This is a genomic window from Ruegeria sp. BHSA163 (assembly GCF_059613365.1).
This window is the reverse complement of record NZ_JBXWSJ010000029.1, coordinates 39,163-65,751: the sequence shown is the minus strand read 5'-3', so window position 1 is coordinate 65,751 and position 26,589 is coordinate 39,163. Positions and strand designations below refer to the sequence as shown.

Here is a 26,589-nt window from a genome sequence, read left to right as displayed (position 1 = left end):
ACCACCTTGAACAGGCTGAAGCATTCCCGCCACTTCGACAGTCAACGCCTCCATTTCCTCGCGCGCTGATGCCGCGTTCGCGAAGTAAGCGCCAGCGTTATCCGGGTCAGCTGCCGATAGTTGTGCCGCGATCACGTTTAGCCAATTCCCGGCGTTTGCCGGAGATAGCCAGGCATGAGGATCATGCGCGCCATGGTGGTGATCGTCGTGGTCCTCATGCTCAGCATGCTCGTCGTGATCATGTTCATCACTCTCCGCGTGCTCCGCATGTTCATCTTCATGACCATGATCTTTACCCTCAGCATGATCATCACCATCTTCATGTTTCTCGGCATGCTCGTCGTGATCATGGTCGCCATGTTTTTCTTCTTTGGCGTGGTCGTCGTGCGCATGCTCATCGCCGTGGTCATCGTGGTCGACATGTTCTTCATCGGCATGAGCATCATGCCCGTGGTCATGTGCTTCGAACAACGCCCCCTCGCGGAATTCCAATAAAACGGTGCCGTCAGTTTCCAGTAAAGACGTTACCGTTGCGCCTTCGGCAAGGGTTCCAATGGCACCTCCCATCCACGGGGTCAGATCTTCACCGATCCAGAAGACTATGTCCGCCTCTTGCAACGCGGCTGCCTCTGATGGGCGCAGATTGTATTCGTGTGGTGACGCACCCGGTTGCACAATCAGGTCTGGTGTGCCAACGCCTTCCATCACGCGCGCAACTAAAGAATGCACCGGCGTGATGTCCACCGCCACGTTGGGAACCTCCGCAATAGCTGTTCCACCCATCACTGCAGCGGTTATTGAAACGGGAAGGAGCTTTCTGGACATATGACCCTCTATGTGATTTTATAACGTTACGAGTGGCATATATGATATGGAATAACATGACAAGTGAGACACGCCCCATGCAAGCCGATGAAGGCGGCCTTGTTGGATTTCATAAACATGACCACAAGAGCTGTGTTGAAACCGGACTTAAAAACGCCGAGGCGCGATGCAGCGCCGAAGGTTTGCGGCTGACACCCGTCAGGCGTAAAGTGTTGGAGATGCTGCTGCAAGAACACAGAGCGCTTGGCGCCTACGCAATTCTTGATCGCTTGCGCGAAGAAGGGTTTGGGTCGCAGCCGCCTGTTGCATATCGGGCGCTCGACTTTTTGGTGGAAAATGGATTTGTGCATAAGATTGAAAGGTTAAACGCCTTCGTCGCTTGCGCACATCCGGGCACTTCGCATTCTCCAGCCTTCATGATCTGCAGAAAGTGCGAAGCCGTCGCTGAAACGCACTCGGCCACAGCAAAGGGTGTGCTTGGTGCCGCAGCAAAGGCAGCGGGCTTTGAGATTGAACGTACGGTCGTAGAAGCCGAAGGAATATGCCCTGACTGTACCGAAAAGGCCCAGTAATGGCTCTCGTAACTGTGGAAGATCTAAGCGTCCAATATGGTGAAAATACTGTTTTGCACCATGTGGATATGACCATCGAGGCTGGAGAGATCGTAACTATAGTCGGGCCAAATGGGTCAGGCAAAACAAGTCTTTTGCGGGCCATCATTGGCGCCACCCCGCTTTCGGCTGGACGCGTCACTCTCAACCCCGGGCTAAAGATAGGTTATGTCCCCCAAAAACTGCATATTGATCCGACATTGCCTATCACCGTCGAACGTTTTATGCGCCTTACTAACCGGGTGCCGCGTCAGGATTGCGTGAAAGCACTGGAATCGGCTGGCGTACCGGATTTGTTGAACAACCAGATGTCGCGATTGTCAGGTGGACAGTTCCAACGAGTCCTGCTTGCACGCGCCCTTATTGATCGACCGGATATTCTGCTTTTGGATGAGGCAACTCAGGGTCTTGATCAGCGTGGCTCTGCCGCTTTTTACCAGCAGATCGAGGCAGTCCGAAAGGAAACGGGTTGTGCGGTTTTGATGATTAGCCACGAACTGCATGTCGTAATGAGTGCCTCGGACAGGGTCATTTGTTTGAATGGTCATGTTTGCTGCGAAGGCTCTCCGGCCGTCGTCGCTTCGGCACCGGAATACAGAGCATTGTTTGGCACCGGAACGGGTGGTGCTTTGGCCTTATATCGTCACGAACATGACCACCATCATGATCACAGTAAGAGTTCTCAGGAAGCCGCAGAATAATGCTTGATGATTTTATGACCAGGGCGACGCTTGCTGGTGTCGGAGTGGCGCTAGCTGCCGCGCCTCTTGGGTGTTTTGTTGTCTGGCGCCGGATGGCATATTTTGGCGACGCAACAGCACACGCTGCAATTCTGGGTGTCGCGTTGTCGCTTACGCTTCAGATGTCGATATTTGCAGGCGCCCTTGCGGTCGCTCTTATCATGGCTTTGACAGTTACTGTCCTAAGTGGCCGCGGCTATGCGATGGATACGCTTTTGGGGGTCTTGGCCCATTCGGCCCTGGCATTTGGTCTGGTAGCCGTATCTTTCTTATCGGGGGTGCGCATCGACTTGATGGCATACCTCTTTGGCGACATTTTGGCAGTTTCGCGCACCGACCTGTTGATAATTTGGGGAGGAGCGGCGCTTGTCGTTGCCTTAATTACCTGGCGATGGTCGGAGCTTTTGACTGCTACACTGAACGAGGAACTAGCCTATGCCAGCGGCTTTGACCCAAAACGCGAGCAGCTAATTCTGACGTTGTCTCTGGCAGTAACCGTAGCGGTTGCGATTAAGGTTGTGGGCGTGTTGCTGATCGCTGCAATGTTAATCATCCCTGCAGCCGCAGCACGGAGCCTAGCCCGATCCCCCGAGGCCATGGCCGTTGTCGCAGCGGTTATCGGAGGGGCCTCGGCTGTGATTGGATTGAGATCGGCCTATGTCTTCGACACACCTGCCGGCCCTTCTATCGTTTGCGTTGCTGCGATTGTCTTTGCGTGCGTCAACCTATTGGGATGGCAAACCCGAGATAAAATTTAAACCTCGACTTGAGAAACTGGGCGTCATTGGCTTAACAGCGGTTTTGCCGCACCTGGGACTGCAGTTATTTCACCGGTGGTCACCAAGGCGGAGAATAATCATTGTGAACCAAGTGTCCGTTTTCCAAAATTCGTGGGACTTCAGGTTTTACGAGCAATAATATACCGACTAAGCATCGTCCCGGCTTGATCGCCGGTCTCCAGAATTTTGAAACCTGCATCTTCGATCTTACGCTCTAGCTCCTTCGCGGACACGAACTTTACGAACGGAGCTTTACCAATGGCCTGCATGACCGGAATCGCCAGATGTCGGATCAACCCATACTTCAATCCTGTTTTGTTAGGTGCGCAAACAGTTTTGGAAATGAATAATCCTTCTGTTTTGGTAATTTTAGATATTACGGTCAGTGCTTCGTCCAGATCTGGCAGGAGGTGAAGCAAATTATGCGCCATAACAACGTCATAGCATCCATTATCCCGTGCATGGTCTTGTACTTCCGCCACTTTAAACGTCACATTTTCGGGACCACCCTGATCCAACTTTTCTTGCGCGATCTCAATCATTCCCGGTGCTATATCGGTCGCCGTTATATGGGCCACGTGTGGAGCAAGAAGCAACGCTGTCGATCCTGTGCCACAACCCATTTCCAATGCGTTATCGCTAGGCTTTAAGTGGGATTTGGTACGTTCAAGTGTATTTCGGTACCCGTCCATATTTCCAATCGGGCTCGCTGCGTATTTCCTCGATATTTTGCTCCAGAAAGCAGCATCTTTGGATATTGTAGCCATCTTTGGTGAACCTTTCGGATTTTGATGGCAGCACGCTTAACCTAAACGCATCTATTGAGAAATTGCGTCTTACTGCAGAGATGATATGCATTTATGCATGAATTGGCAGGCTATCAACTTTGACTGGAACCACGTGCGATCATTTCTGGTGACTGCAGAGAAGGGATCATTTTCTGCGGCCGCGCGCGAACTTGGGCAAACGCAACCTACCATAGGACGCCAAATCGCCGCCATAGAACAGGAACTGGGCGTCAAGCTGTTTGAGCGGTCCGGTAAATCTTTAACGTTGACAAGCACGGGCAATGAGCTGCTGTCCCACGCAAGGGAAATGGCGGATGTCGCAAACCAAATTTCATTGACCGCAACAAGCCAATCCCAAACCATTGAAGGGCAAGTACGGATTACGGCCTCAGATGTTATGTCGGCCTACCAGTTGCCAATCGCTTTAAAACAAATACGCCGTGCGGCACCTCTGTTGGAAATTGATGTGGTCGCAGCCAATGACATCCGAAACATTCGACAAAGGGAAGCTGACATAGCTATTCGGCACGTACGCCCAACACAGCCTGATCTTATTGCCAAGCTGGTGGCCCAGGGCACTGCAAGCTTCTACGCTGCGCCATCTTATCTGGATCAGGTCGGGCGGCCAAAGTCCGAGGCGGAGCTCGCCAAACTGGACTTTGTTGGATTTTCAGATGTCAATACAATGATTGGCTTTCTGCAACCTGCAGGCGTTCCAGTAACAACCCAAAACTTTCGTATGACCTCAGCAAGCGGCATCGTCTCGTGGGAGATGGTGCGACAAGGTCTTGGCGTTTGTGTCATGTCGGATGATGTGGCGAACCTGGCACCAGAAATAGAACGGGTGCTGCCCGAACGTGAGCCGTTCACTTTTCCGATTTGGTTGGCCACTCATTCAGAGCTGCATACCGCACAGCGAATTCGAATTGTCTTTGATATTTTGGCAGACTACTTTGGTAATTATGCTAGGAGATAAAGTTTATGCCCCGCTTAGGGCCAAGTAAAAGATCTCCGGTTTGTTGGTACTTGCATCCAAAGCCAATGCATCCAAGTCTGCCAGATTGACTCAAAGTCTCTCCTCCTATCATATTCAAAGAAAAATATTTTTGACTGAAACGGTCTAGCGGAGAGAGCAATGAAAAGTATATCATATAGCCTGTTGGCTGTTTGGGCTTTGGGCGGATCTGCACTTGCTCAAGACGAAGCGCTTGAACAGACTTTGTTCACCAACGTGCATGTCTTTGATGGCGTCAACGAACAAAGGATCGAGAATGCCAGCGTGTTGGTCGAAGGCAATCTAATCAAAACTGTTTCAACAGATACAATTGATGCCCCAAACGCCAATATCATTGACGGCGGCGGTCGCACCCTTACCCCCGGATTTATTGAATTGCACGCACACCTAATGCTGATGGGGCCGACACTGCCGGCAATGGAAGCCAACACCACCTGGGAAGACTTTGCTATCCATGGCGCCCGGATGGCCGAAATGTACCTTATGCAAGGTTTCACCACGGTGCGGGACGCCGGAGGGGCGAATGGTGGGCTTCGCAGAGCAATAGACGCGGGACAGATCGAAGGTCCCCGCTACTATCCTTCCGGCGCGTTCATCGGGACACGCGGTGGTCACGCCGATTTCGCAAACTTCACCGCGCCACCGGGCTCAAGCACAAACATGGGTCGACTGAACATGGCGCAAGAGGTTAGCGGTGTTGATGATGTCTACAAATTCGCCCGCAACAACTTCCGCATGGGTGCGACGCAGTTGAAGTTCATGCAATCCGGCGGTGTCGTCTCGGCATTCGATCCCTGGCAATTGCTGGCCGGCTCCCCTGAAGAAATAAAAGCCGCTGTGCAAGTCGCGAATGAGTATGGCAGCTATGTGATGGCACACTCTTACAGAAAAGAAGCAATTCTGAATGCACTCGACGCCGGGGTAATGTCAATTGAACACGGGTTTTCGTTTGATTGCGAAATTGCCGAAGTCATGAACGAAAAAGGTGCTTATATCACCACGAACCTAACGGCTTTTGACCCGGGTCTTCTGGAAATCCCTGCGGTTGCAAACGTGCCTTCAAGCCTTGCAAAGGCCAAGTCAGCCTCGGCCACTTTTGCCGGTTACATCGACAACATGAAGGAATGCCCGGTGAAACGAGGGTTTCAGACCGATTGCGTCGGGTCGGTTGAGGCTTGCAACATACAAATCGCCTACGAAAAACATCTCAATAACGAGTTCTTTGGACCCTTTACCTCGATGGTTACACTGACTTCTACAGGCGGCGAGGTCGTCGCGTTATCTGGTGATTTCATGAATCCCTACACAGCTGGGAAATTGGGTGTGATCGAAGAGGGGGCCTATGCAGATATCTTATTGATCGACGGAAATCCGCTCGAGGATTTCTCGGTCGTCGGCACCGGAGATCAATGGTTCGGAGCCGACCTGAGGCCGGACAGCCCGGAAACCATCCGTTTAATCATGAAGGACGGTGTAGTTTACAAAAACACGCTAGATTAATGTCGTATCTGGTTCCACCTGGATTGCCAAAGATCGGGAGAAACTTAGGCATGTTTTTTCGTATAAAGGCCGTAGTGCTGACTTGTTTCTTCTGTGTCGGTGCCGGATCTGTTGTTTGTGCGGGCATCTCTGTAGACTGGGTCGATCTTCCTGATCCCACCGTTCAAATCTTTGAAGACCCCTATAGAGATCTGACGCCAGAGCAATTCGACGACGTGCTGCTTGTTGTGCGTTTGCGCGGTCGTCTCCAGCAAAATGCAGGCAGTGAGGAAGAACGGTTAAGGTGGCAAGAATTACTGACCGAAACCGAAGATGTTTTGGCAGACGATGGCGTCAACGTCGATTGGTTACTGTCCCAACGCGAGGTTGTTAAAGAACGGCGAGAAAAGGCTGCGACAGCTGGCAATCCATTATACGACGGGCGGACCGTCACGCTTGCCGGCTTTGCTATTCCGGCACCACCGGACGCGAGCGGAAAAGCCATTGCATATCTGGTCCCTGAAAGGGGGATGTGCAGCCACATGCCGCCGCCGCCACCGAACCAAATGATCCGAGTTCAATTGAATGGTGATTGGACGCCTGCTTATTTTCACGAACCCGTTCGGCTGACGGGAAAATTGGAGATTGCTCCTTCCAATCACCAGATGGTAGTAGTCGACGGCCTGATGCCCATGCAAGCCACGTTTCAGCTTGAGGCAGCCAAAGTTGAAACGCTTGAGAGCCGCGAAGATCAACTGGAGTGGAGCGAAAGTGCCGCCAAAAAATTACGGGCCGCAGGCGCACGTAAAACCGGTGGTAGACAGGCGTCAGAATGATGAAATGGTGCCTCGCTCTGTTAATATCTTTTGCTGGTGCTTCAATCGCTGTAGCTCAAGGATTGTCGGGCCCTTCGTCCGTGGTCGCCGAACTAGAGCCAGGTGATGGTTTAACCGATCCCCAATATCGTTCAGATTTTCCACGAAACGTAGCTCCTGGTTGGTTTGCGTGGAAGGACAAGCTTGGCGAAAACGGTTTTCGGTTCTCGATCGATTATCTTGCCTTAGGACAAACGACTGACGCCGATTTAGGAGAGGGAGAGGCCGCAAGCGGTATCGCTCGTTTCTTTGGCAGTTGGCAAGCAACTGATCTGGGGTCGCTGACGTTCAAGATTGAAGATCGGCACAGCTACACTGATGTGGCTCCACAGTTTCTTGGTCTGGACGGCGGTGCATTATCGATTACCGGTACCGCCTTCAATGACAATGGCTTGCTTTTAACGAACCTGTTTTGGACCCAACGCGCCGGAGATGGTTCTTGGACATTACAAATCGGGCAGATCGATGTGACAGATTTTGTTGACGTTTACGGGCTTGTCAGCCCCTACAGTGGATTTCAAAACCTGTCTTTTAATACAAGCCCTACCATTGACACGCCGAACCAAGGGATCGGCATCGCCGGAGGTCTCAAGCTCAGTAGTAATTTTTACGCCGTAGCTAGTTTGGCCGATGCCGACGCTGATCCTTCAAACCCTGACTTTGATGTTTTTAGCGATGGAAACCTCTTCAAATCTATAGAGATTGGCTACACTTCGGGCTTTGACCGCATCTATCTCGACAACGTCCACCTTACGCTTTGGCACGCGGATGGCTCTGAAGACCAAGGCCGCGAAGAAGACTATGGCGCCGCCTTTTCAGCAGCGTGGTTTGTAGGAAATCAGTGGATGCCGTTTTTTCGCGCAGGGGCTGCCAAGGGGACGGCCGCTCTGTACGACCGTTCTGTCTCAACTGGCATAGGATATTATGGTCGGAACACAGATCTGGCCGGACTGGGCCTGAATTGGGCCGAAGCGCGAGGGTTCGACGGAGATCAATTTACGTTTGAAGCCTGCTATCGATTTTCTATATCGCCCGGGCTTCAAATAACACCGTCGGTCCAATTTATCTCGGACCCGTTGCTAAATCCTGATCAGGACAACATCACACTTTTTGGATTACGAACAAGGATCGTTTTCTGACCACGCAACGCTGCCGGAATTTCAAAAGACGGACCACCCCAATCTACGTGTCAACTCTTCTATCGCCCTCAATGCCAGAACAGAGTTTCCCTTCTCGTCCAGCCCCGGACTCCAAGCAGCCAACGAGGCGATGCCGGGTACAATGGCCACAATGCCGCCTCCAACGCCGCTCTTGCACGGTAGTCCGACCCGAAATGCAACTTCCCCCGAAGCATCATAACATCCACATGTCATCATTAACGAATTGATGCGCCGCGCCCTTTCCGGAGTAACCCCAAAACGTGATGCCCCCTTATCATTGCCCCCAGCGGCCAAGAAACGTGTTGCAAGTGCAAGCTGCTGACAACTCATCTCAATGCTGCATTGACGAAAGTAACTTTCTGTTACCTGGCGCACGTCACACTCAATGTTGCCTTCAGCCAGCATGAAATAGGCCAACGCCCGATTTCTGTCGCCCGTTGCAACCTCCGACTGAAAGACGTTTTCGTTAACGTATATCGTGTGGTCGTCGGCCAGATCTTGGCACAACTGCAAAACCGGATGATTTTCAGCAGCTTCCCGCGACTTCAGGGTAATAATGTCGGAAACGACAATTGCGCCCGGATTAATGAATGGGTTTCGTGGTTTTCCACGTTCAAATTCAAGTTGAACGATAGAGTTGAATGGATCACCCGAAGGTTCACGCCCAACGCGTTGCCAGAGTGCCGCTCCAACGTGACCAAGTGCCAAGACCAAACTGAATATTTTGGAGATACTCTGGATCGAGAATGGTACCGCACTGTCACCTGACGACAGCACAGGTCCACCAAGCGGCGCCACAGCAATTCCGCACCGGTTCAGGGAAACATCAGCAAGTTCAGGAATATAGCTGGCGGCCGCTCCCCGTTCTGTTTCAAAGCGCATCCGATCAACGATGTCGTCAAGAATTTCTTGAAAACGCACTGGATCAGGTGGCTGAAACATCGTCGGTCTCATTCCATATATTCTTCGAGATGCCCTTTGGCTTTCCGTCAAAGTTCTCTAGAATAAATGTTGGTTCTTTCCCGGACTTACGCTGATCGAAATAGTCTTTGGTCAAGCGATAGACAGTTCCAGACAATAACAAAATCGCGGTTATATTGATTACAGCCATCAGGCCCATCGCAGCATCTGCAAAGTTGAAAACGGTTGCTACTGTTTGAACTGAACCCCATACGACCATCGCCAGACATCCTGACCGCAAAATCGTCATTGCCACCCTTCCCTCTAACCCAAGGAAAACCATCGCGTTTTCTGCGTAGGAATAGTTGCCGAGTATCGATGTGAACGCAAAAAAGATAATTGCAACAGCAATAAAATAGGTCCCGGTTGGTCCAAGATGGACGTCCAAAGCGTTTTGCGTCAACTGCATTCCGGTTGCTTCTCCACCGGCTAAAGCACCTGACAAAAGGATCATCAGTGCGGTGGCGGTACACACAAGGATCGTGTCGACGAAGCAGCCAAAAGCCTGAACCATTCCCTGGCTGGAGGGATGGTGCGGTGACGGCGTAGCGACAGCGGCAATGTTAGGTGCTGAACCCATTCCGGCCTCGTTAGAAAACAAACCGCGCTTGATTCCGTTCAACATTGCGGCCATCACTCCACCAGCTACACCGCCTGCTGCTTCTTGCAGTCCAAGAGCGCTAGACACTATGAGCCAGAGCAATCCCGGCACTTCTGAGAAGTTCAAGACCATAACAACAACGGCGATCAAAAGATAACCGCCTGCCATGAATGGCACCACGATTTCAGCGACCCTAGCTATCGCCTTGATACCCCCAAAAATCACGATCGCAGCAATTACGGCTACGCCAGCTCCAACCCATAACTTTTCAAGGCCAAAGGCACCGGACAAGGCTTCTGCGATTGAGTTCGACTGGACCGCGACAAAAATCAGCCCAAAACTCAGGATAAGGCAGATCGAAAACAACACTCCTGCCCAAGGCGCATTCAACCCCTTTGATATATAGAAAGCGGGCCCTCCACGAAAATCGCCTGATTTGGTCGTTATTTTGTAGAGCTGTGCCAAGGTACTCTCAGAATAAGCCGTAGCCATCCCGACCAATGCCACCATCCACATCCAAAATATTGCACCAGGTCCGCCCAGCGACAACGCCACTGCAACACCGGCGAGGTTTCCTGTCCCGACGCGGGAAGCAAGGCTGACGGTCAGTGCCTGAAAAGGCGTTATTCCGCGCCTGTCCGTTCTGGGGGCCGAGGTTATGACACGCAGCATTTCTCCGAAATGCAGAAACTGAAGAGCGCCAAGCCGGATCGTAAAAAATATCCCGGCGCCCAACAGCCCGTAGATAAGGACATAATTCCAAAGTATTCCGTTTAATCCGTCGACAATAAATTCCATTCCGGGCTCTCAAAAACAAACTGACATTTTTGATTCAGGTTATTCGCAATTCACGAATATTCAAAATCAGCCTTCGAAATGTCCCGGCTCTCTCGGCTTCTGGCAAAAGTCGTCTTTGGACAGGTCAGGCCGCTCCAATGATTTTGAAATCAGGTCGATAGAGGAAGGAACTCTTCTGATTGTGTGAAATTTTTTAGTAGCTGGCTACACAGTACCTGACTTCACCCAAGATAATCGCGTAAGCTCGGCGGTGGATTATTCAGCAAATGTTCCGTCGGTTCTGGCGGATGGGCTATTCCGTCCGCGACCAAGATAGACTTGTTCGTGATGCGCCGCGCATCCTGCGGGTCGTGGCTAATCATCAACAATGTTTTGTTGGTTCCCGAAATAAGTTGAGCCACAAGATCCAGCATTTCGGCCTTCAACGCAGGACCCAATGCGGCGAAAGGCTCATCTAGCAACAACAGGTCTCGTTGCTGAACCAACACTCGCGCCAAGGCCACACGGCTTTGTTGTCCCCCTGATAACTCAAATGGTTTGCGAGTGCCCATCCCCAATAAGCCGACGCGACCAAGCGCGGAGGCGACCAAAGCGCGTTCATCTTTAGAAACACGCCCGTTCGGACGAATACCCAACGACACATTCTGCTCAGCGCTTAAATGCGGAAAAAGATTGTTGTCTTGAAACAACGAGGCCACCGGACGTTTCCCCGGAGGCCGTTTTGTCAGGTCCTCTCCATCCCAGAATATTCTGCCACCCTTCACATCACGAAACCCGGCGATAGCTTCAAGTAAGGTGGATTTGCCCGCTCCGGAAGGACCGATAATCGCTACGCACGAGGCATCTGCGACTTCAAGGTTTGCCCTTAGAACGAAATCACCGTTTGCGATGACGCATTCATCAAGTCTCAACATGCCATCGACCTCCGCGATCTAGAATCCAAAACGATCCCATGGACAGCATCAGCAATAATAGCGCACTACCGGCCGCGGCCTGCATCTGATAGGCACCCATCAGACGATAGATTTGCAAAGGCAGAGTTGCCACCTGTGCATCTGCGAACAAAGCGATGACACCCAAATCTCCCATTGAAAGTGCCATTGCCAAACCAGCCGCAAATCCGATCTGTGCCCGCATGCGAGGCAGCAAGACACTCGCAAAAAAAATATGGCCTTTCATGTCGAGCGAGAGAGCGAGCCGACTGTACCGAGTAACAGTTTCCTGCGCTGCCGGAACAAGAATTCGCAACGCGAAAGGCAAGGCCATAACTGCGTTAACCAACGCGGTGACCGGTAACGCCACCGCAGTTGGATTCACAAAAGGTCTGATCAGAATAAACAAACCCGTGCCGATTACCAATGGCGACGCCGCCAAACCGAGAATCCCGATCAGCTCAACAAAGCTGTGCCGCCTGACTGCCACAGCTGCGGCCATTGGCAATGCCAGGAACAAAAGGATGGAAGTACTGGCAACAGCCACTGCAACCGAAATAACTGCCGCCTTGAAGACCTGAGTAGGCAATTCTAATAACCCCACAACGCCGGAAATCACCACTGACGACAGGGGCAACAGCAGAAAAGCCGCAGTGGCGGAGATCCAAAACGTATCGATTGCTGGGGAGCCCCCATCCCATCGACGAATTGCCCTGTCAAGCCCTGTTCGAAATCCTTCTTTCCGCGTAAATCGCAACGCGACCAATGCCGCGGCAGCCGTCAATGCCAATTGGACAGTGGACAAAAGCGCAGCGCGACCCAAATTAAAATCGTAAGTAAACGCCTGATAGATTGCGAGTTCAATCGTTGTTGCGCGCGGTCCACCGCCTAACGTCAACGCGACAGCGAAGCTGGTCAAGCAGATCGCGAAAACTACTGCCAGAACGCTGGGTAGAACGCGCTTCAGCATCGGCCACTCAAGCAATCGAAACATTGCCATACCCTTGCAGTTCAGCTGCGCAGCTAGCCGAAACTGTTCAGCCGGAATTTCCTGCCATCCCTGAAGAAGAAGACGAGTCGCCAAGGGCAAGTTGAAGAATACGTGTGCCAACACCACACCGTGTAATCCGTATACACGGATGGCCGGAAGACCAAAGAAGCCCAAAGCCTCAGAAATCCAACCTGCCCTTCCAAATACTTGTAGAATGCCAAGTATTGCAACAATCACCGGCAAAATAAACGGAGCCCCTAACAAGGCTATCAATACCTGCCTGCCAAAAAACCTCCTGCGCGCCAGCGCACGTGCAGTCGGGATGGCAAGGCCAGCGCTGATCACCGAAGACAAAACTGCCTGTGTCAGCGTAAAACGCAAGGCAGCCCAGTCGGAAAACGCAAACATCCCACCAGAGTCAGCACGCAGGGCAACTGCTGCCAAAGTACCCAGTATCAGTGCAGCAACAAGCGTGGCTGCACCGACACCGGGTAGAGGGCTTATTGGCTGAGCGCGCTCAGCCATTCCGAAATTGCCTGTTCACGTTCGGTTGCGGCCTGATCCGGCTCAAACAAAAGCGCCTTTTGGGGGACAATCAAAGTCTCGAATCCCTTAGGCAGCCCATTGGCCGGAGTTACCGCCGGATACATCCAGTTGGTCGTAGGAATAATCTGTTGGAATTTGTCTGACACCATAAACTGCAAAAATTGATCAGCAAGTTCGGACTGATCGGTATTCGCCAGTTTTGCGGCAACTTCGACCTGCATGTAGTGACCTTCGTCAAAGGACGCGGCCGCCTTACTGTCGTCTTCTTCAGCGATCAAATGATAAGCGGGAGATGTGGTGTAGCTGAGGACCATGTCAGCTTCACCTTCAAGGAAAAGTCCATAAGCTTCTGACCACCCCTTGGTAACCGTCACGATATTGTCGGCCAAGCCCGCCCAAATTTCCGATGCCTCCTCGCCATATGCTGCCTTGACCCACAAGAGCAGGCCCAGACCCGGCGTCGAAGAGCGAGGATCTTGGATGATGATCTTAGTATCACTATCTGCCAATTCACGGAAGTTAGCAGGGGCTACCGCATCGGCATTAAGAATAAACGCGAAATAACCCCAGTCGAATGGCACAAATACTTCGTCCGACCACTCGATCGGGAGGTTGTACTCTGCAATCACCGAATGAGGGGCAAAAAGACCGGTTTCCTTTGCAGATGTGATCAGGTTGTTATCAAGCCCAAGCACGACATCGGCGTCTGTGTTTTCGCCCTCAAGACGAATGCGAGACAAAAGCGCCGCACCGTCTTCGATGCCAACAAGGTTCAACTTGCAGTCGCAAACCTCTTCAAACGCAGCTTCCACTTGCGGACCTGGTCCCCAATCGGAAACAAAACTGTCATACGTGTAAACGGTCAGCTGAGGTTTGTCGGCGGCAAAAGCCGCTGTTGCACTCAGAAGTCCCGCAGCAATTAGCAGATGCTTCATGTCATCCTCCATTGCGGCGAGAGGGCAAGGATGGATGAAACCGTCACCTTTCCCTCCGCCGGTTCTAGCCGGTTCAGGTTCAACGGGTTCGTCAAACGACGTCTCAGCGCGGCTTACCGCGCACCCCGAGGTAAAACTGTGATTAGGAGGAACTGGAAGAAAATACAACCAAAACCAACTTCATCTAATCCTATCTGACAAAACCTACTGACGAGTCCCCGCATATCTTGACCGAGGAATGTTGTTGAAAATGCGACCTTGTATTTTCCGAAGTCAGTTTGGGTAAAACAGGGGCTTGAATTTACTACATTACATACGAATCCGAATACGTAGGAGCGGAAGAACCTGCCACGTTTTTGAAGTCAGGGATAGGTATGGTAAAGGTTCCAAACTCGTGAAACTTTTGTTGACAAGACGTCTTTACGTAATAATTTTACCCACTGAAATAATAATCGAAAGAGGGGCGCAAAGTGTATCTTGGGTTGGACTTGGGAACGTCGGGGCTCAGGGGAATTCTTATGGACGAAGCGGGTGTCGTAATTAGCGAAGCCGAAGCTGCCATTACAACTTCGAACCCCAAACCCGGCTGGTCCGAACAATCTCCGCTGGACTGGGTGGCCGCTTGCGAGAAAGTAATCGGAAATCTTCGCTCGTCCAATAACAAGGAATTTTGCGCGCTAAAAGGAATAGGCCTTAGCGGACATATGCACGGGGCGACATTGCTTGATGGTGAAGGCAATGCCTTGCGACCCTGCATCCTTTGGAATGACACTAGGTCTGCAGACGAGGCGAAGAAGCTCGACCAATATCCGGAAATGCGAAAGATTTCAGGAAATATCGTCTTTCCTGGCTTCACCGCTCCAAAACTGGAATGGGTTAGGTCACACGAGCCTGATATCTTTTCCAAAACCGCCAAAGTTCTATTACCGAAAGATTACTTAAGACTTTGGCTAACCGGGGAATATGTCAGTGAAATGTCCGATAGCGCGGGAACATCGTGGCTGGATGTTAACGCGCGGACTTGGTCGAATACAGCACTCGAACTAAGCAATATGCGTCTCGATCAAATGCCTCGCTTACTTGAAGGGAGCGAGTCTTCTGGCGAGCTTCGGCCCGAACTGCGACAAGAATGGGGTTTGTCCGAACCTGTCATTGTTGCTGGTGGCGCGGGCGACAATGCTGCTGCGGCGTGCGGGATCGGATGCATAAACGAAGGCGATGGATTTTTGTCCTTGGGTACGTCAGGTGTTTTGCTTGTAGCCCGGGGATCCTGCAGCCCTGCACCAGAGACCGCAGTTCACAGTTTTTGCCATGCAGTGCCTAACCGCTGGATCCAGATGGGAGTTATCCTTTCTGCCACTAACAGCTTGAACTGGCTTTCACGCAATGTGGGCCAACCAGTTCGCACGCTGGCTTCCGATTTGCCCCAAAACATAACTGGCCCGTCTTCGATAACATTTCTGCCGTATTTGTCAGGCGAACGGACTCCTCATAACGACAGCGCAATTCGTGGCGCGTTTTTGGGAATAGATGTTGCTACCGAGCAGGCAGACCTCACCCAGTCCGTGATGGAAGGTGTTGCTTATGCAATGAGGGACTGCCTTGAGGCTTTAAAGAACACTGGCACACAGCCGTCCAACTTACTCGCTGTCGGCGGAGGGGCCCGGTCCCGGTATTGGCTGGAAACCCTTGCCACGGTGCTGAACACACCGTTGACATTGCCTAAAGGAAGCGAAATCGGGGCAGCAAAAGGCGCGGCACGATTAGCTGTTTGTGCCGCTAACCGCTCCTCTGCTGCGGACGTCATGACACCTCCGGAACAACAGGAAACCATCGAACCAATACGCGGCTTAGCCGATGCTTATGAGACCGAGTACCATCGCTACACTCAGTATTATTCAGCGCTTTCACCGTTGGCCGCTCGATGAGACTGCAAAGCGAAGATCGCGACCCCGATGAATGTACTCTGCTAACTGACGGTCCGATGACCGTTTCCTTGTTAAGCTATGGCGCAATTACGCAAGGTTGGTGGTACGACGAAATTCCTTTGATCCTTGGATACGATGATCCAAAGGCGTATTTGACCGACAAGAATTACATGGGCGCAATTGTTGGACGCGTCGCCAACCGGATCGGAGGAGCCAAGTTTTCTTTGGGGACATCCCATTTTGAACTAAACGCAAACGAGGGCCGAAATACCCTGCACGGTGGGCCGGCTGGTTTATCGCATCGGCATTGGGACATCTCTCGAATTTCGCCGTCCGAAGCTCGGCTTCGTTTGACCTCACCGGATGGGGACAACGGTTTTCCTGGCAAAGTAAAATTTGAGGTTCAGGTAACTCTTGAGTTTCCAAAACTAGTGTACTCGTTTCACGCGCAACCTGATCGTCCAACACCTATTAGCATTACTCAACACAACTACTACTCTTTAGGCAGTACAACGGGAATTTCCGAACATAAACTTATGCTCGACTCAAATCAGTTGCTTGAATTCGACGAGGAAGGCGTCCCGTCTGGTAAAATCTGGAATGCGGCAGGCACGGGTTTGGATTTTTCATCACCAACGGTAATTGGAACGTCCTCACCTGACTTAGACCATTACTACCTGTTTGATACCAAAGGAAAACCGGATAACTTGGTTGCAGAATTGGCCGCCCCTTCAGGAGTGACCTTAAGTGTTTTTTCAGATCAACCCGGAGCCCAAGTCTATTCTGGAGCCAAGCTGAAAACTCCGTTTTATCCAAGAGATGGGCTGTGCATTGAACCGTCGGGTTATCCCAATGCAATTAATATCCCATCTTTTCCCTCTGTAATATCTACACCAGAAAATCCTTACCGTCAGACACTTACGCTGGAAATTTCCGGGTGCCAGACATGATCTACAAATTGCTTATTTCGATTTTAGGTGTTTTGCTGGTGATGTCATCTGGCGCTCGGGCGCAGTCGTTAGGACCGACCCCGGAATTCGTCACTCCGGACCTATCAAGTGTTAAGCTGGGGCAACTACTCTTTTTCGACCCTATACTTTCAGGCAACAAAAATATTAGCTGCGCAACCTGTCATCACCCAAAACTAGGTACATCAGACGGCTTATCCCTTGGCATCGGAGAGGGTGGTATTGGTTTGGGAACCGAGCGACTGATCGACCTAACGAATATTCCAGAACAGCGAATTCCTCGCAATTCGCCTGGTCTTTGGAATCTGGGCGCAACGGAATTTACGACATTCTTTCATGACGGACGACTTGAGACAGATCCAGCGCAGCCGAATGGTATAAGAACGCCTTTGGGCATGCACATGAGACCGGGTTTTAAATCTGCTTTGGCGGCACAAGCCATGTTCCCTGTATTGTCGCCAGATGAAATGGCAGGGCATTATTCGGAAAATGACGTTAGCAAAGCTGTCCGAATGGGGTTCCTAACACAAGTAGGCGGTGCATGGGATCTGATCGCAGCACGTGTTGATGCAATACCGGAATACGAGCGTCGGTTTGAAGAAATTTCGCCGGGTGAAGACATCACCTTCACCGCGATAGCGAATGCGATGGCTGATTTTATCGTCTTTGAATGGCGCGCTGACAACAGCGCCTTCGACAGATCAATGCGAGGTGAGGAAGCATTGTCCGAGGAAGCGAGCCTTGGCTTAAAGCTGTTCTACGGAAAGGCAGGGTGCAGCGAATGCCACTCTGGGTGGTTCCAGACAGATCACAAATTTCATTCTATAGCGATGCCGCAGATTGGGCCGGGAAAAGCGGCGCGATTTGAGAACCATGCCAGAGATGATGGGCGACTGCGTGTAACCGGCAATCCGGAAGATGCATTTGCGTTTCGCACACCGTCTTTGCGGAATGTCACGTTAACGGCGCCGTACGGGCATAATGGTGCTTTTTCACAACTCGAAGACATCATACGTCATCATCTGGACCCTTCTACATCCTTACGCACGTACTCCGTCGAATTGGCTCTGTTACCTGAGATCCCGAAATCTGACGACACGCGGTCGCTATTGGACTCGGCTCATCTAAATGCGATCTTGGACAGCAATGACCTGCCGGAGATTAGCCTGACAAATAAAGAAATCAGCGCGATCTTGGCCTTTCTCGGCGCTCTGGAAGACCCCGCAAAACGGTTGGGTGTTCCGAAAGAGGTTCCAAGCGGTCTGCCAGTTGAAAATTAGTTACCTAGTTACTCTGACTATCTGGTTTGGGGTATAGGCCTGCCAGTCACCTTCGACGCCATCGGGCCAAATGACCCTAACTGTAACAAGCTCGTCATAACCAAGCCCAAAATGATGAAGACCTGCAATCCCGCTTGCGTGGCCTCCTCCAATAGTTATTTCTCTGACTTGCTGTCCAATCGAAGTTTCGATCTCGATAAATCCACCCACCGCCATTCGATTGGGTCGCTTCTGCACGACATCCAACATCAACCAGTTCCCAGTTTGGAGCTGGTTTTGATAGACTTCGAGTTCACTTCCCCGATTGACTACCACCAAGTCCAGTTTGCCGTCGTTGTTCAAATCCACGATTGCCGCGCCACGGGACTTGGACATGGATGCGATGCCCGCTTCAACCGAAGCTTCAAAGAATTGACCGTCCCCTTGTTGCAATAGCATGTTGTTAGGATCGTAAAGGGCAGCATCGGGCATCTGCTCGACATTTCCTTTGGCTACGAAAATATCGTCTAAACCATCATTGTTAAAATCGCCGAACTGGGCGTGCCATCCAGTCGAAGGGCGACCGTCGCCCCCTAAGTGTGGCCTGTGAGCCGTTGTACCTTTTTCATAAGTTGCGTCGCGCCATGTTGGCCCATCGACATCGGAGTCGAAAACCTGAAGTTTCTGATCGCCCATTGATGTAAGGTAAACTTCGGGAAACCCATCGCCGTTTAGATCACGTGACGCGATACCCATCCCCCAGATTGAGTATGGCATCCATCCCTCTTCAAGCGAATAAAGCCGTGGCGCAGGTTCCATGGCCCATAACTGTTCTTGCCCATCGTTGACATAATAATGTCGGTCATTACTGACCCGAAGGTCTGCACGGCCGTTTCGTGCCCAGTCTGAAAAAAGGATGGACAGTGAGCAGTGACCTGGCTCCAAATGTTCCGGCTTGCGGTATTTCCCTTCCTCTGGGCGATAAAGAACAGTTGGTCCGCAGGTTCCGAAAGGACCATTTGGATCGAACCGATCAACATAGGTTCCAAACGCCAAAGTAGGCAGTGTTTGTCTGCCTTCCCATGTCGCCGAGAAACCTGTTGTCCAATGATCCTCGGCCTGAAAATCAAATTCACTGAATGGGCTAAATTCACAATCAGGATTGCCTTTAAACAAAAGGTCATCGCCCACGCGCAAGACAACAAGATCAAGGATGCCATCGCTATCGACATCAATCGGATAACCCCCGGTCACCCCAGTCAGTGACAATTCATCAGGTGTATCGATTGTAAACGAAATTTTGTCAGAGGATGTGTTTTTGAAAAGTTGAGATCGATTGGAACCGCCCGCCACAAATAGCTCGGGCAATTCGTCACCATTGCAATCGAAAACGGCTACACCTCCACCGACGAAATGTTCCCAACCACCGTCGTATACATGTGCAGGAATTTCTACTGTCGCAAAACTTGGGATTTTTGTCTCGGCATCGGCAGCCGTCGCGACCACGATCGAAACGATAAGCTCAGGCCGCATTCGTCGGCAACTCTTTGACTTTAAGAATCGACACCTGTTCGATGCCGTATGCAGCCGCGCCCTTGGCCCACATCAGATCACCCCAGTGATGTACTTTTATGTCGGGCAAAGGAGCATCTACGTTGGCTACTCCGCTCTGAATCCGATCCATGACTTCGTCCGAACACAAATGTTCAAAACTCATCTGGGCGCCAGACAAAATGATGCACTCTGGGTCAAACAAGTTGATCAAATTGGAGATCCCAAGACCAAACATCTGACCGGCTCGATTCAGTACTGATATCGCCATTTGCTCACCCGAGTTGGCCCGTTCGTGTATATCGGATACCGTTTCTGGCTTTCTATCTTGCGTCGCAACGGTCATCTCTCTGATCAGAGCATAATCACCGACGTAAGCTTCAAGGCACCCTCGCTGACCGCATTGGCACAAAGCACCATCCAGTTGAACTTTTGCGTGGCCAAATTCAGCTCCACACCCGCGCTCTCCTCGGTATAGTTTTCCATCCAGCACAATTCCAAGGCCGACACCGTGTTCGATTGTAACGACAAGAAAGTTCCTGAGCCCGATTCCCAATCCAAAAAGCTGTTCCGCCTTTGCAACCAGATTTGCATCATTTTCGATAAACGCAGGGCAGGGAATATATTCCTTGAACAATCGACTAAAATCCACGTTTCGCTCGGTCAAGGATGACGACCAATGAACAAAATTCCTCTTTGCATCCACCAGTCCCGCTATCCCAATTGATACACCAGACAAGTCACCAATCGTTATTTCTGTCCGTGAACAAGCCTGTTCCAGTGCAGTGTATATTGTTTTCACCAAATCGCGTGGCGACATACTGGTTTTGTTCAAGGAATGCGTGTGCAAGGAGACTTCTTTGCCTTCAAAGTCGACCAACAAAACTGAAATTACTTGTCGTGCGATTTTCAAACCTGCAACGAAATAAGAGCTTCCGTCCAGTTGCAGTAAAACTCTTGGCCTGCCTCGATTTGCAGATTTCGACTTTGATTCCCCTACAACCTCTTTGATCAACCCGGCTGAAATAAGATCGGCGGTAGCAGCGGTAACCGTTGCAGGGCTGGTATTCAAAGCAGTGGCAATATCAATACGCGATGTCGCCCCTCTTGTTCTAATGTGTTCGAGAACCCGCAAGCGGGTGGCATTCCTTTGGTCCAAGGAAACCGGCGAGTCCTTGTTGCTTAGCATTCTTTCCTCGCGAATCTCGTCATTTGGTCAATCTATTAGGAAATTCACGCGCCCGATAGGTTAAATATTTTACCCGCTGAAATAAATATGGTACTCAAAATTCGAGAGTCACGAATCACGACAGGATGACTCGGCCTTTGGGAGGAAATCATGAAAAGAATTCTCAGCTTTTCGGCTGCGGTTGCATTGATGGGCTCGGCTGTTTTTGCAGACCCCGTTGTTGGCGTAAGCTGGTCAAACTTTCAGGAAGAACGCTGGAAGACAGACGAAGCGGCGATCAAATCAGCATTAGAAGCAGGCGGCGCTGAATACATCTCAGCGGATGCTCAATCGTCTTCTGCAAAACAGCTGTCGGACATTGAAAGCCTTATCGCTCAGGGTGTGGACGCACTGATCATTCTTGCACAAGACGCACAAGCAATCGGCCCGGCAGTACAGGCCGCTGCTGATGAGGGTATTCCTGTCATAGCGTATGATCGATTGATCGAAGACGATCGTGCGTTCTATCTGACTTTTGACAATGTCGAAGTTGGCCGGATGCAGGCGCGTGCAGTCTTTGACGCGATGCCAAAGGGTAATTACGTCATGATCAAAGGGTCGCCGACCGACCCGAATGCCGATTTCCTACGGGGCGGACAGCAAGAAATCATTCAGTCTGCAGTTGACAGCGGAGACATTGTAATTGTCGGTGAGGCATATACTGACGGCTGGCTTCCGGCAAACGCGCAGCGTAATATGGAACAAATTCTGACAGCGAACGAAAACAATGTCGATGCCGTTGTTGCCTCTAATGACGGAACGGCCGGCGGTGTTGTAGCTGCACTGACCGCACAGGGCATGGAAGGTATTCCCGTCTCGGGACAGGATGGCGACCATGCGGCGTTGAACCGGGTCGCTTTGGGAACCCAAACAGTATCGGTTTGGAAAGACGCGCGCGAACTTGGGAAAGCGGCAGGCGAAATCGCAGTGGCTCTTAGTGGCGGTACCAGCCCAGGTGACATCGAAGGCGCGGTCAGCTGGACATCGCCCGGTGGCACCGAGATGAATTCGGTATTCCTTGCCCCGGTACCAATCACAAAAGACAACCTTTCGGTCGTTGTAGATGCCGGTTGGATTCCACTAGCAGACCTTTGCCAGGGTGTTGAAAACGGACCTGCACCCTGTAACTAAAACACGCTGTCCCCGGCCCTCAGGTCGGGGACACTAGCTGAATATGAAAGATCGGAAATGACCGAAACTTCGTCTCAGCCGGTTCCTCAAAAAGCAAAGGCCAGCCTATTCCAGCAATTGGAATTGGACATGCGGCTTTTGGGAATGATCGGCGCGTTCGTCATCCTTTGCATTGGCTTCAACATCGTCACAGACGGGCGGTTCCTTACACCGCGAAACCTGTTCAACTTATCGATTCAGACTGTGTCAGTGGCAATTATGGCGTGCGGAATGGTTTTCATAATCGTCACACGCCACATCGACCTGTCAGTGGGTGCACTGTTGGCAACGACCTCTGCAGTAATGGCAATGACTCAGACCGAGTTATTGCCCCACATGTTGGGCATGGGTTTGAACAATCCGGCAACCTGGGCAATCACAATTGTAATCGGACTTTTGGTCGGAACCCTGATCGGAGCATTTCATGGGTGGATGGTCGGCTATCTTACGATCCCGGCATTCATTGTGACTCTTGGCGGATTTCTGGTTTGGCGAAACGTTGCTTGGTATCTGACCAGCGGACAGACTATCGGCCCCTTGGACAGCAACTTTCTAAAGTTCGGCGGAACCAACGGAACATTGGGCACCACGGCAAGTTGGATGTTTGGTTTTCTGGCCGCGGCAGTCGCAATATGGGCATTGTGGAGCAGCAGGCGAGCAAAAGCTGCACACGGTTTTCCCGTCAAACCAGTTTGGGCGGAGTCAACCCTTGCAGCTATTATGACAGTCTCCATCCTGGGTTACGTTTACATTGTAAACAGCTACCAAATACCTACCCGCAGATTGGAACGCATGTTTGAGGCACGCGGCGAAACAATGCCCGAAGGGTTAGTCGTTGGCTACGGCATTCCAATTTCGGTTCTAATTCTGATCATTGTGGCAGTCATTTTGACAGTTGTGGCGCGTAAAACGAGATTTGGTCGCTATATATTTGCGACTGGTGGCAATCCCGACGCCGCTGAGCTTTCCGGTATCAACACCCGGTGGTTAACGGTAAAGGTTTTCGCTCTTATGGGATTCCTTTGTGCCGTTTCAGCAGTGGTCGCCTCTGCGCGATTGGCCAATCATTCCAATGACATCGGCACGCTTGACGAACTAAGGGTGATTGCCGCCGCAGTCATCGGAGGTACAGCCCTGTCCGGCGGAATCGGGACGATATACGGCGCGATATTGGGCGCACTAATCATGCAGGCCCTTCAATCTGGCATGGCCATGGTAGGTGTCGACGCACCGTTTCAGAACATTGTCGTCGGCACTGTTTTGGTCTTGGCCGTCTATATCGACATTGTCTACCGCAAGCGTTTGGGGGCAAAGTGATGCAAGATCAGGACACAAAAAAAACGACCGCAAATATGGGCCGGGGGTCAGGTGCGCCTCCATTAGTGGAAATGCGCGACATTTCCATATCATTCGGCGGTATCAAAGCGGTTGATCACGTCTCGGTCGATCTTTACCCCGGTGAAGTTGTTGGACTTTTAGGCCACAACGGAGCAGGCAAATCGACGCTGATTAAGGTTTTGTCTGGTGCCTATCAAATGGACCAAGGCGAAATTCTGATTGACGGCAAGCCAGTCGACATTGACAACCCGCGCGACGCCAGGGCCAACAACATCGAAACTATCTATCAAACTCTGGCTTTGGCTGACAACTTGGATGCAACGTCCAATCTCTTTCTCGGGCGAGAAATGGTCACTCCGATGGGGTTAGTAAATGACGCCGCGATGGAGGCTGAATGCCGAAAAATTATGGCTCAGTTGAACCCCAACTTTCAAAAGTTCAACGATCCGGTCTCAGCCCTATCCGGTGGACAAAGACAGTCGGTTGCGATTGCCCGCGCGGTTTATTTCAATGCCCGTATACTGATTATGGACGAACCAACCGCTGCGTTGGGGCCACACGAAACACAGATGGTTGCCGACTTGATCCACCAGTTAAAGGCACAGGGAATAGGAATTTTTCTGATCGATCACGATGTGCACGCCGTTATGGAGTTGTGTGACCGGGCATCCGTTATGAAGAACGGAAAACTGGTAGGAACAGTGAACATCGCCGATGTGACAGACGATGACCTTTTATCCATGATCATCCTCGGCAAGCAGCCCGGGCAAACGGCAGATTAGGGGGCAACTATGATTAGTGATTTCTTTGAGGGGATTGAAAAAGCCCGATTTGAAGGCGCGGAAAGTACAAACCCGCTGGCCTTCCGCCATTACAACCCGGACGAGATAGTCTTGGGCAAGCGCATGGAAGATCACTTGCGATTTGCCGTAGCGTGGTGGCATTCGTTTGCTTGGGAGGGAGGAGACCCTTTCGGCGGCGCCACATTTGAACGCCCATGGCATCCCCAGGATGACATGGGACGGGCCAAGATGAAGGCCGATGTGGCGTTCGAGATGTTTGAAATTCTTGGACAACCCTATTTTTGCTGGCACGATGCCGATATCCGACCCGAGCAGGGGGATTTTGCTGCCAACCTGAAGACTCTTGAAGAAATCACCGACTATATCGGTGAAAAGATGCAATCGGTTGGCACAAAGCTTTTGTGGGGAACGGCGAATATGTTCAGTCATCGCCGCTGGATGGCTGGCGCAAGCACCAACCCTGATCCTGATGTGTTTGCTTTTGCTGCTGCCACCGTGAAGTCGTGCATTGACGCCACGCATAAGCTCGGCGGAGAAAATTATGTGCTGTGGGGCGGGCGTGAAGGATACGAGACCCTTTTGAACACAGACATGCAAGCAGAGCTCGATCACATGGGCCGTTTTCTGAGCATGGTTGTCGACTACAAGCACAAGATCGGATTCAAGGGAACCATTCTGGTAGAACCCAAGCCGCAAGAACCATCAAAGCACCAGTATGACTTCGACGCGGCAACCTGCATCGGGTTTCTAAGAAAATACGGACTGGAAAACGACGTAAAGCTAAACCTGGAACAGGGCCATGCTATCTTAGCCGGCCACAGTTTTGAGCATGAAATAGCGGTGGCCACCGCAGAAGGAATGCTCGGTTCCATCGACATGAACCGGAACGATTATCAGTCTGGCTGGGACACAGACCAATTTCCCAACAATACGCCCGAAGTTGCCTTAGCCTACTATCACATATTGAAGTCAGGAGGTTTTTCGACAGGGGGCACAAACTTTGACGCAAAACTGCGCCGTCAGTCGATTGACCCACAAGACCTAATTGCAGCACATATTGGAGCCATGGATATCTGCGCGCGAGGGCTTAAGGCGGCAGCGGCAATGGTCGAGGACGGCGGCCTGGCAATGGAGTTGGCGAAGAGATATTCAGGTTGGCAAACAGACGAGGCTCAGTCCATGTTGGAGTCTGGCCTGGAAGAAATTACTGCTCGTGTTTTGGATCAAGGGATAAATCCCAAGCCGCGTTCGGGACGGCAAGAGTATTTGGAAAACTACGTAAACCGATTTGTCTGATCGAAGCAGACAGCGGGACGTTTGAGGAAAAAAAGACATCCCGGAAACGTTCACGAAAAACAGCAAATTCTGATAATGGCTTCTTCACCAAGACGCAAACAAGCTCAAACCAAAGCAAGGACTCGGTCAACGCTCTGGCCGAGTCAACTTTTACAGGCAATCCGAAGAGGAGACGGAACCAATTGCATGGTTGCGGCATCCCAATGCATCAGATCTCAGCTCGATAGATAAGGCTCAATAGAAAGGCATAAATTCCAAATTGAAGCGCGAGATACCCTGTCTCCAACAAAACAAACCCACCAGCATTTGGCACATTTTGTTTCGCAACAAAGGCAAGCACATGTGATGTCCAAAAGAAGATCCCCATCAACGAGGAAAACTGAAACGCGCGAACCATTCCAACGCTACCGGTGTGAAACAACGGAAAAATCGACGGGAGCGATCCCCTGAGTCAAAATTGTCAGCAAGCCGATGAACACGTTAGGTTCGCCAGCAAAATAACCAAAACTCTCGTATTGTTCTTTAAACAAACCAACATGCCACCCAAGGGCGAGCGGGAATACCACCAGAATATAGGCGATCGAGGAAAGAAAAATTTTCATCGTCCAGTCCCTATGCACTGGACGCGCGTTTCCACAACGCGATCGTTGCGCCACCGGGGTCAAGGATGAATGTGGCTACACCTGCTGGGCCTTGAAGATCCTCTGCGATAATGGACGCACCGCGCTTTTTGGCGTCAGAAACTGCCGCAGGCAGATCATCGACTTCCAAATATGGCACCCAGCCCGATACCGATTCCATTTCATCCGTGATGGCGGCAAACGGTTTGTCTTGTCCATTAAGCGTCAAGAACGTCATTTCCCCAATGTCGTCCGGTACCCAGCCAAAAGTCTGCTGCATAAAATCATTTGTCTTGGCGCGGTTAGCACTGACATTATCGAACCATACGAAAGGAGAAGGTATTAGCTAATTCCTTTTGTTTTTTGCAAGTAATATTGAGCTAGACTCTTTTC

At 51.2% G+C, this 26,589-nt stretch carries 25 protein-coding genes and 1 riboswitch; of the genes, 14 read left to right on the top strand and 11 right to left on the bottom strand.

Annotated features, from left to right (window positions below; all coding sequences use genetic code 11):
- A partial coding sequence (locus AC2FNV_RS14470) for a metal ABC transporter solute-binding protein, Zn/Mn family (RefSeq protein WP_496773697.1) occupies positions 1–825 on the bottom strand: 825 nt, incomplete at its 3' end.
- A gap of 56 nt (positions 826–881) precedes the next feature.
- Here AC2FNV_RS14470 and AC2FNV_RS14465 point away from each other — a divergent pair.
- The 3 genes from AC2FNV_RS14465 to AC2FNV_RS14455 are packed head-to-tail and all read left to right on the top strand — an operon-like array spanning position 882 to position 2,934.
- Positions 882–1,397: a Fur family transcriptional regulator gene (locus AC2FNV_RS14465; RefSeq protein WP_170605567.1), complete on the top strand. Its 516-nt coding sequence runs from the start codon at positions 882–884 to the stop codon at positions 1,395–1,397.
- Positions 1,397–2,137, top strand: coding sequence for a metal ABC transporter ATP-binding protein (locus tag AC2FNV_RS14460; RefSeq protein WP_170605569.1), 741 nt, complete (start codon positions 1,397–1,399; stop codon positions 2,135–2,137). The genes AC2FNV_RS14465 and AC2FNV_RS14460 overlap by 1 nt, the downstream gene beginning before the upstream one ends.
- On the top strand, positions 2,137–2,934 hold the full coding sequence (locus AC2FNV_RS14455) for an iron chelate uptake ABC transporter family permease subunit (RefSeq protein WP_170479950.1): 798 nt from the start codon (positions 2,137–2,139) through the stop codon (positions 2,932–2,934). Before AC2FNV_RS14460 ends, AC2FNV_RS14455 begins: the two co-directional genes overlap by 1 nt.
- Positions 2,935–3,074: 140 nt before the next feature.
- Here the strand turns inward: AC2FNV_RS14455 and AC2FNV_RS14450 are convergent, their stop codons facing one another.
- The gene (locus AC2FNV_RS14450; RefSeq protein WP_170605571.1) at positions 3,075–3,722 is read right to left on the bottom strand and encodes a class I SAM-dependent methyltransferase; all 648 of its coding nucleotides are present in this window, start codon (positions 3,720–3,722) and stop codon (positions 3,075–3,077) included.
- A 97-nt stretch (positions 3,723–3,819) separates the two neighbouring features.
- Between AC2FNV_RS14450 and AC2FNV_RS14445 the strand changes: the two genes are divergently transcribed.
- From AC2FNV_RS14445 to AC2FNV_RS14430, 4 genes are all read left to right on the top strand, one after another.
- On the top strand, positions 3,820–4,719 hold the full coding sequence (locus AC2FNV_RS14445) for a LysR family transcriptional regulator (protein ID WP_170605572.1): 900 nt from the start codon (positions 3,820–3,822) through the stop codon (positions 4,717–4,719).
- A gap of 159 nt (positions 4,720–4,878) precedes the next feature.
- The gene (locus AC2FNV_RS14440) at positions 4,879–6,258 is read left to right on the top strand and encodes an amidohydrolase family protein (protein WP_170605575.1); all 1,380 of its coding nucleotides are present in this window, start codon (positions 4,879–4,881) and stop codon (positions 6,256–6,258) included.
- A 50-nt stretch (positions 6,259–6,308) separates the two neighbouring features.
- Entirely contained in the window at positions 6,309–7,073 is a 765-nt protein-coding gene (locus AC2FNV_RS14435) for a DUF3299 domain-containing protein (RefSeq protein ID WP_170610604.1), read from the top strand.
- Positions 7,070–8,251, top strand: coding sequence for a carbohydrate porin (locus AC2FNV_RS14430; protein WP_496773693.1), 1,182 nt, complete (start codon positions 7,070–7,072; stop codon positions 8,249–8,251). The genes AC2FNV_RS14435 and AC2FNV_RS14430 overlap by 4 nt, the downstream gene beginning before the upstream one ends.
- 21 nt (positions 8,252–8,272) lie before the next feature.
- Here AC2FNV_RS14430 and AC2FNV_RS14425 read toward each other — a convergent pair whose 3' ends face one another.
- The 5 genes from AC2FNV_RS14425 to thiB all read right to left on the bottom strand — a co-directional run bounded on the left by AC2FNV_RS14425 (position 8,273) and on the right by thiB (position 14,035).
- Positions 8,273–9,214 carry a glutaminase gene (locus AC2FNV_RS14425; RefSeq protein WP_170605758.1) on the bottom strand — a complete coding sequence of 314 codons (942 nt, stop codon included), beginning with the start codon at positions 9,212–9,214 and terminating at the stop codon, positions 8,273–8,275.
- Positions 9,198–10,631, bottom strand: coding sequence for an alanine/glycine:cation symporter family protein (locus AC2FNV_RS14420; protein WP_170479957.1), 1,434 nt, complete (start codon positions 10,629–10,631; stop codon positions 9,198–9,200). Before AC2FNV_RS14420 ends, AC2FNV_RS14425 begins: the two co-directional genes overlap by 17 nt.
- 221 nt (positions 10,632–10,852) lie before the next feature.
- Positions 10,853–11,545 (bottom strand): thiamine ABC transporter ATP-binding protein, encoded by a 693-nt coding sequence (locus AC2FNV_RS14415; RefSeq protein WP_170605580.1) that lies wholly within the window; start codon positions 11,543–11,545, stop codon positions 10,853–10,855.
- Positions 11,532–13,079: a thiamine/thiamine pyrophosphate ABC transporter permease ThiP gene (locus AC2FNV_RS14410; protein WP_170605582.1), complete on the bottom strand. Its 1,548-nt coding sequence runs from the start codon at positions 13,077–13,079 to the stop codon at positions 11,532–11,534. Before AC2FNV_RS14410 ends, AC2FNV_RS14415 begins: the two co-directional genes overlap by 14 nt.
- Complete coding sequence (thiB, locus tag AC2FNV_RS14405) at positions 13,055–14,035, bottom strand: thiamine ABC transporter substrate binding subunit (protein WP_170605584.1); 981 nt, start codon at positions 14,033–14,035, stop codon at positions 13,055–13,057. The genes AC2FNV_RS14410 and thiB overlap by 25 nt, the downstream gene beginning before the upstream one ends.
- 32 nt (positions 14,036–14,067) lie before the next feature.
- Positions 14,068–14,173: riboswitch (TPP riboswitch) on the bottom strand.
- A gap of 332 nt (positions 14,174–14,505) precedes the next feature.
- Between thiB and xylB the strand changes: the two genes are divergently transcribed.
- The 3 genes from xylB to AC2FNV_RS14390 are packed head-to-tail and all read left to right on the top strand — an operon-like array spanning position 14,506 to position 18,211.
- The gene (gene xylB, locus AC2FNV_RS14400; protein WP_170605586.1) at positions 14,506–15,963 is read left to right on the top strand and encodes a xylulokinase; all 1,458 of its coding nucleotides are present in this window, start codon (positions 14,506–14,508) and stop codon (positions 15,961–15,963) included.
- Positions 15,960–16,913, top strand: coding sequence for an aldose epimerase family protein (locus AC2FNV_RS14395; protein WP_170605588.1), 954 nt, complete (start codon positions 15,960–15,962; stop codon positions 16,911–16,913). The genes xylB and AC2FNV_RS14395 overlap by 4 nt, the downstream gene beginning before the upstream one ends.
- The gene (locus AC2FNV_RS14390; protein ID WP_170605590.1) at positions 16,910–18,211 is read left to right on the top strand and encodes a cytochrome-c peroxidase; all 1,302 of its coding nucleotides are present in this window, start codon (positions 16,910–16,912) and stop codon (positions 18,209–18,211) included. The genes AC2FNV_RS14395 and AC2FNV_RS14390 overlap by 4 nt, the downstream gene beginning before the upstream one ends.
- On the opposite strand, the gene AC2FNV_RS14385 is transcribed toward AC2FNV_RS14390, so the two are convergent.
- Positions 18,212–19,723, bottom strand: coding sequence for a CRTAC1 family protein (locus AC2FNV_RS14385; RefSeq protein ID WP_170605592.1), 1,512 nt, complete (start codon positions 19,721–19,723; stop codon positions 18,212–18,214).
- Positions 19,713–20,930 (bottom strand): ROK family protein, encoded by a 1,218-nt coding sequence (locus AC2FNV_RS14380; protein ID WP_496773688.1) that lies wholly within the window; start codon positions 20,928–20,930, stop codon positions 19,713–19,715. Before AC2FNV_RS14380 ends, AC2FNV_RS14385 begins: the two co-directional genes overlap by 11 nt.
- Positions 20,931–21,080: 150 nt before the next feature.
- Between AC2FNV_RS14380 and xylF the strand changes: the two genes are divergently transcribed.
- The 4 genes from xylF to xylA are packed head-to-tail and all read left to right on the top strand — an operon-like array spanning position 21,081 to position 25,576.
- Positions 21,081–22,100, top strand: coding sequence for a D-xylose ABC transporter substrate-binding protein (xylF, locus tag AC2FNV_RS14375; protein WP_170605596.1), 1,020 nt, complete (start codon positions 21,081–21,083; stop codon positions 22,098–22,100).
- A gap of 57 nt (positions 22,101–22,157) precedes the next feature.
- Complete coding sequence (locus AC2FNV_RS14370; protein WP_170479976.1) at positions 22,158–23,456, top strand: sugar ABC transporter permease; 1,299 nt, start codon at positions 22,158–22,160, stop codon at positions 23,454–23,456.
- Entirely contained in the window at positions 23,456–24,259 is an 804-nt protein-coding gene (locus AC2FNV_RS14365; protein WP_170605597.1) for an ATP-binding cassette domain-containing protein, read from the top strand. Before AC2FNV_RS14370 ends, AC2FNV_RS14365 begins: the two co-directional genes overlap by 1 nt.
- Before the next feature lie 12 nt (positions 24,260–24,271).
- Entirely contained in the window at positions 24,272–25,576 is a 1,305-nt protein-coding gene (xylA, locus tag AC2FNV_RS14360; protein ID WP_170605760.1) for a xylose isomerase, read from the top strand.
- A gap of 404 nt (positions 25,577–25,980) precedes the next feature.
- On the opposite strand, the gene AC2FNV_RS14355 is transcribed toward xylA, so the two are convergent.
- Entirely contained in the window at positions 25,981–26,178 is a 198-nt protein-coding gene (locus AC2FNV_RS14355) for a hypothetical protein (protein WP_170605601.1), read from the bottom strand.
- Between the two features lie 10 nt (positions 26,179–26,188).
- Positions 26,189–26,476 (bottom strand): VOC family protein, encoded by a 288-nt coding sequence (locus AC2FNV_RS14350; protein WP_496773684.1) that lies wholly within the window; start codon positions 26,474–26,476, stop codon positions 26,189–26,191.
- Positions 26,477–26,589 lie beyond the last annotated feature (113 nt).